The sequence below is a fragment of the Skermanella sp. genome (genome assembly GCF_059503625.1).
Map to the genome: position 1 here is coordinate 1 of NZ_JCACHA010001135.1, position 5,186 is coordinate 5,186.

The 5,186-nt window shown below is 67.3% G+C and carries 3 protein-coding genes; all 3 read right to left on the bottom strand.

Features of this window, described 5'->3' with window-relative positions:
* Nucleotides 1-2,195: glycosyltransferase family 4 protein (locus tag AC5JJ6_RS40535; protein WP_496047484.1), on the bottom strand; the 2,195-nt coding region annotated here is incomplete at its 3' end.
* A 14-nt stretch (nucleotides 2,196-2,209) separates the two neighbouring features.
* Nucleotides 2,210-3,787, bottom strand: coding sequence for an FkbM family methyltransferase (locus tag AC5JJ6_RS40540; RefSeq protein WP_496047485.1), 1,578 nt, complete (start codon nucleotides 3,785-3,787; stop codon nucleotides 2,210-2,212).
* A 97-nt stretch (nucleotides 3,788-3,884) separates the two neighbouring features.
* On the bottom strand, nucleotides 3,885-5,186 hold a 1,302-nt coding region (locus AC5JJ6_RS40545), incomplete at its 5' end, for an ABC transporter ATP-binding protein (RefSeq protein ID WP_496047486.1).

Genomic DNA, 5,186 nt, shown 5'->3' on the forward strand with positions numbered 1-5,186 from the left:
TCCCCGGGCCGCGTGTCGATCAGGTCGTCCTGGAAAGCCGGCCCCGAATACCCGATCAGCTTCGCCGTCAGGGCACGGGCATACCGGAAGACGCCTGTGCCGTCGTCGTACACCGGTTCGACCCGGAACCCGGCCGGCGGTTTCTCCAGCAGCTTGATCGCGATGTTCTTGGTCACCCGCTGGATGCCGGTCCCGGCATCGCGCTGCACGAGCTCCGATACGTCGATCAGGAACTGGCGGGTTTCCGCCGCCGCAGGCAGGTTCTCGGCGGCGCAGGCCAGCACCTGTTCCCAATCCGCCGGTGCCGGGCGATCCGTCGTCGCGATCGCCAGGATATCGTCGGTCAGCCGGTCCAGCCGCGCCAGACGGGAGTTCTCGGCATGGTCTTCCAGGGCGTCGCGGTACAGCTCGGCGATGCGGGACGGGGCCAGATCCTCGTGCTCATGAAGAGGGATGACGCCGGCAGCGTATTCCGCGATCGAACCGTCGCACGGATACTTCGCCACGATCTCGCCGGAGTCTTTCGCGCGCAGGCGATCCACCACGGCGGTCCAGCCGTGGGACCGGTAAAGCTCCGCAGTCCAGGGCTCCGGCCGGTCGTCCGTTGCCGGCAGGCGCGAGAGTGCGGCGCCTAGGTGGCTGTCGTGCAGGGCGACCGTACCGGGCCAGCGCCGCAGCAGGTCGGGCACCCAGGAGAGCAGGTCGGCGTCGTTCCCCAGCTGATAGACCACGCGGTCGTAATGCGCGCCGTTGTCCGCGAACCACTCCGCCGGCCGGATCGGCAGGTTGGACCGTGCGAACCCGTCCTCCACCGTGTCCTGCCGCACGATGCATTCGATGTCGTAGTACCGGGCCAGTTCCGGCAAAACGGCGGACGCGTGCTCCGAAAAGCGGCCGGCGGCCGGCTTCAGCGGTCCCACGAAGGCCAGCCGCGGCCGCCTCTGCCATGAGACCCGCACGCTCCGGCTTCCCTCGGCCAGCCGCCGGTCGTGCAGTTCCTCGAAGGCGTCCAGCGTCTTGCGGGCCGTGTTCTCCCAGCTGAACAGCTTGGCCTGGGCAAGCCCGTGCCTGCCAAGGTCGTCCCGCAACCCCTCGTCCCCGAGCACCCGCGCCATGGCGCGGGATATCGCGTCCGGCGACTCCGGATCGAACAGCGCGTCGTCGCGGCCGATCACTTCCGGCAGGCTGGTGGAGTTGGACGCGATTACCGGGGCGCCGCAGGCCATCGCCTCCAGCGCCGGCAGTCCGAACCCTTCGTGCAGCGACGGGAAGACGAAGAGCCGGCAGATCGCGTAGAGTTCCAGCAGGTCTTCGTCCGGGACGTAGCCGGTGATCACGTAGTCGTCGGTGCGAAGACCGGCGCGTCCGGCCGCCGCCCGCAGCCGCGCCAGGTTGTGATCGTCGATCCGGCAGACGATGGCGAGCTTGTGGCCGCGGCGCAGATCCGCCGGAAGCTTGGCGAAGGCGGCGAACAGCCCGTCGACGTTCTTATGGGGCTCGATCGTCGCGGTATACAGGATGAACGGCTTGTCCAGGCCGTAGCGCCGCCGGAGCGCCGCTTCGTCCACCGGCTTGACCGGGCGGAACATCGGGTCGACCGCCGAGGAGATCGACCGCACCCGGTCCTCCGGCAGTCCCAGCAGCTCGATCCCTTCCCGCCTCGTGTGGTCGGAGATCGCCAGCCACAGATCCGCCCGCCGCAGCGACGCCAGCTTGCGCTCGTACCAGTCGGCGACGGCGGGGTTGGCGAGATAGACGTCCCGCCGGACCATCGGGATCAGGTCGTACAGCGTGACCGCCGTCGCGATATCGGTGGAAACCTCGCCGATGGACGTGCTGATGTCGTCGCCCAGCCCCTCGAACAGGCTGGTCACATGCACGATGTCGGGCCGCAGCGACTCCAGGAACCGCTCGCGCAGGCGCTCGGCGGCACGGGCGCGCCAGCGGCTGTCGCCGGTGACGAAACCGACATTGCCCGGCTGCGACCACGTGACGATCCGCTCGGCAGGCACCAGCCCGTCGAAATCGGCGCGGACGGAATCGACCGTTTCGGCAAGCGCCCCGTTGACGGCGACGATGACTTCGTGACCGGTGGCAAGCTTCGCCAGATTGCGGGCAAGGGCCAGGGAATAGCGCCCGATGCCGCGGACGCGGCTCGGTGACTGGCGGGACTGCATGTCCAGGACGATACGCATGAAGGCTCTCCTTGTCAGCGCGCGCGCGCCAGGGCGCGCTGAAAGGCGGTTTCGACGATGGCCTCGGCCGGCGTCGGGTTCCGCGACGTGATTGCGGGGCCGGTATTCTCGATCTGCCGGGGCTGCGGAATATGGGCGACCGCCGTCGGCGGCACGCCGGGAGGCGGCGCCACGATGGCGCGCACCCTGCGTTCCAGCGCCGGGCTTCTCACCAGGACGGCGACGGCGGCGCGCTTCAGCATGGGTTGCCGCGCCGACCAGTGGGCGGCGCGCCGGATCAGCGACTCTTCCGGCTGCTTGGCCACTCCCCCAAGGCCGCCACCCCCAAGGCTGCCACCAAGTGCCCGGGCGCTCGACGTGACGGCCGTATTGACCGCCCGGACCGGCGCCGTGAGACGCCAGGACGTGCTGGCGAACATGGAGTCCAGGTTGAGCTTCGCCACCGAGGCCGCATATTCCAGCTCGGCGATCCGGTGGCGCAGCGCCGTGGCTTCGCCGGCGGCCGCAGCGACCTGTGCCCCCAGCTGCGCTTCGCGCTCGGCGAACCAAGCCTCCCGCTCGGCCGACTTCTCCTTGAATCCCGCCCATTCGCGGAACTCGTCGCGCAGGACGGATATCGCCGTCCGCAGCTCGGCGGCTTCCTCCATCGCCCTCATCAGCTCGGCCGTCTGCCCTTCGAAACCGGCCAGCTGGGCCTTCAGTTCGGACTGCCGCGCCTGCAGGTCCTCTTGACGGCGGCGCTGCTCCTCCTCGCTGACTTCCAGGGATTGCGCCTTGGCCTTCCAGGCCTCGGCTTCCGCCCTGACGGCATCAAGCTCGGCCTTGCGGGCCTCCAGATCGACCCTGTGGGCCTCCTGTTCCTCCGCCAGCCTGGCCGTGAGGATGTTCGCCCGGTCATGCGCCTGCCGGTCGCCGACCCGCATCCAGTCGTCGAACACGTTGGGAGCGCTGCGGAAGGACGGCATCAGCTCCGGATGCTCCTTCGCGACGTAGAAGCGGTTGAGCCCGTCGAAATAGACGAAGGAATAGTCGCGGTCGGTCAGCAGGTGGTCCCATGTCTCATGGGTCTGGACCTCGCTCAGGACGGCCGTCGCCTCCACCACGACGATCCAGGGACGGACATCCGTCAGCGAGACGCCGCGCAGGACGGCGTCTTCCAGACCCTCGACGTCGATCTTCAGGAAATGGACGTCGCCGGTGACGTATTTCCTGAACACCTCGTCCAGCGTCTCGACCGCGACCCGGCGCTTGACGACCTCGTAGCCCGAGGCGCGGTGGTTCTCGGCGATCTTCGGGCTGATCGTGGAAAGCCCCGTTCCCTTGACGTCGTGGAAATCGATGAAGCCCGTCTTGTCCGATATCGCGACCGGCAGGTTGATGTCGTTCGGCCGCGCCGCCAGCAGTTGCTGGTGGAACTCCATGACCGGCTCGATATTGATGCCGCGCCACCCCCGCTCATAGAAGGCCTTGGTCACCGAATGCTCGTCCGGGCTGTTGGCCCCGACATCGACGTAAAAGCCCTCCTCGACATCGCGCAGCGCGCGGTACAGCATGATGTCTTCGTAGTTCTGGGCGTAGGATATGAAGGTCATCGCGACTCGGTGCCTGGGTGACTCGGTGCTAGATGGCTCGGCATCTGGGGGACTCGGTATCTGGATGGACCGGGGCGGCGCCCGATACGAGGGCGCTTCAGGCGTCGCTCGAAATCGTCATTCCGGCGCGTTCCTGTTCCGGGTCCTGGACGGTCCCCGGCCCGAGGCCATATGAAAGACGCGCCGGCAGCGGCGTCAGGCCCGCGAAGTCGGGCACCCCGTCGGGCATCACCTGGAACACGACGGCCTGATCGATCCAGTCCAGGTGGCTGCTGTGCAGGGCGTCGTCCACGACCGCGACCGAGACGTTGTACGACCCGCCGCCCAGCCGGAGCTCGACGTCGAAATCGACATGGAACTGGGCGCCTTTCTCGAAGCGGTCGCTTATCGTCACTTTCTTCAAGTGGGTATTGGTGCCGTAGATGTGGTTGCCCAGCCGGTCGCGGATCATGATGCCGACATTGGGCCGGACATCGGGGTCGTTGCAGGTGATGGTCTGCCGGATGCGCGCCGTTTCACCCGTCTTGAAGACGCGGCCCGGCCTGCCGTCCATGTCGAGCACCTGGATGGCGGAGATTTCCATCCGGGCGTCGCCGCTCCGGGTGACGACGACGCCGTCGCCCTGGAACTGCCGGATCTCCTCGTCCTTCTTCCGGCGGTTGACCATCGCCTGATAGTAGTCCAGCACCTCGTCGGGCCGGCCGTCGCGGATCATCACCCCGTCCTCGAGGATGATGGCGCGGTCGCACAGGTTCTTGATCGCGGTCGGATCGTGGGAAACCAGGAACAGGGTCGTCCCGGCTTCGCGGAAGCGGCGGATGCGGGCCATCGACTTGTGCTGGAAATAAGCGTCGCCGACCGCCAGCGCCTCGTCCACCACCAGGATCTCGGGCCGCACCACGGTGGACGAACTGAAAGCGAGGCGCATCGCCATGCCGGTCGAATACGTCCGCATCGGCTCGTCGAAATATTCGCCCAGCTCGGAGAATTGCTTGATCTCCTCGACCAGCGGCGGGATTTCCTCCGGCGCCAGCCCCAGGAGCTGGCAGCTGATCACCGCGTTCTCGCGTCCGGTGAACTCCGGATGGAATCCCACGCCCAGTTCCAGCAGTCCGGCGACCCGGCCGTTGATCGAGACGGTGCCGGTATCCGGGGTCGAGACGCCCAGCACGATCTTCAGCAGCGTGCTCTTGCCGGCGCCGTTGTAGCCGATGATGCCGATCGACTCGCCCGGTTCGGCATCCAGCGAGATCCCCTTCAGGATCCAGTGCTCGTGCCGGCGCCTGATCTTGCCGTTGGTGATCGCCTCCAGGAAGCGATGCCAGTCGCTGTCGAAGGTATGATACTTCTTGGTGATGTTCCGGATGCTGATCAGGGGCATCAAAGATAGTCCTGAACC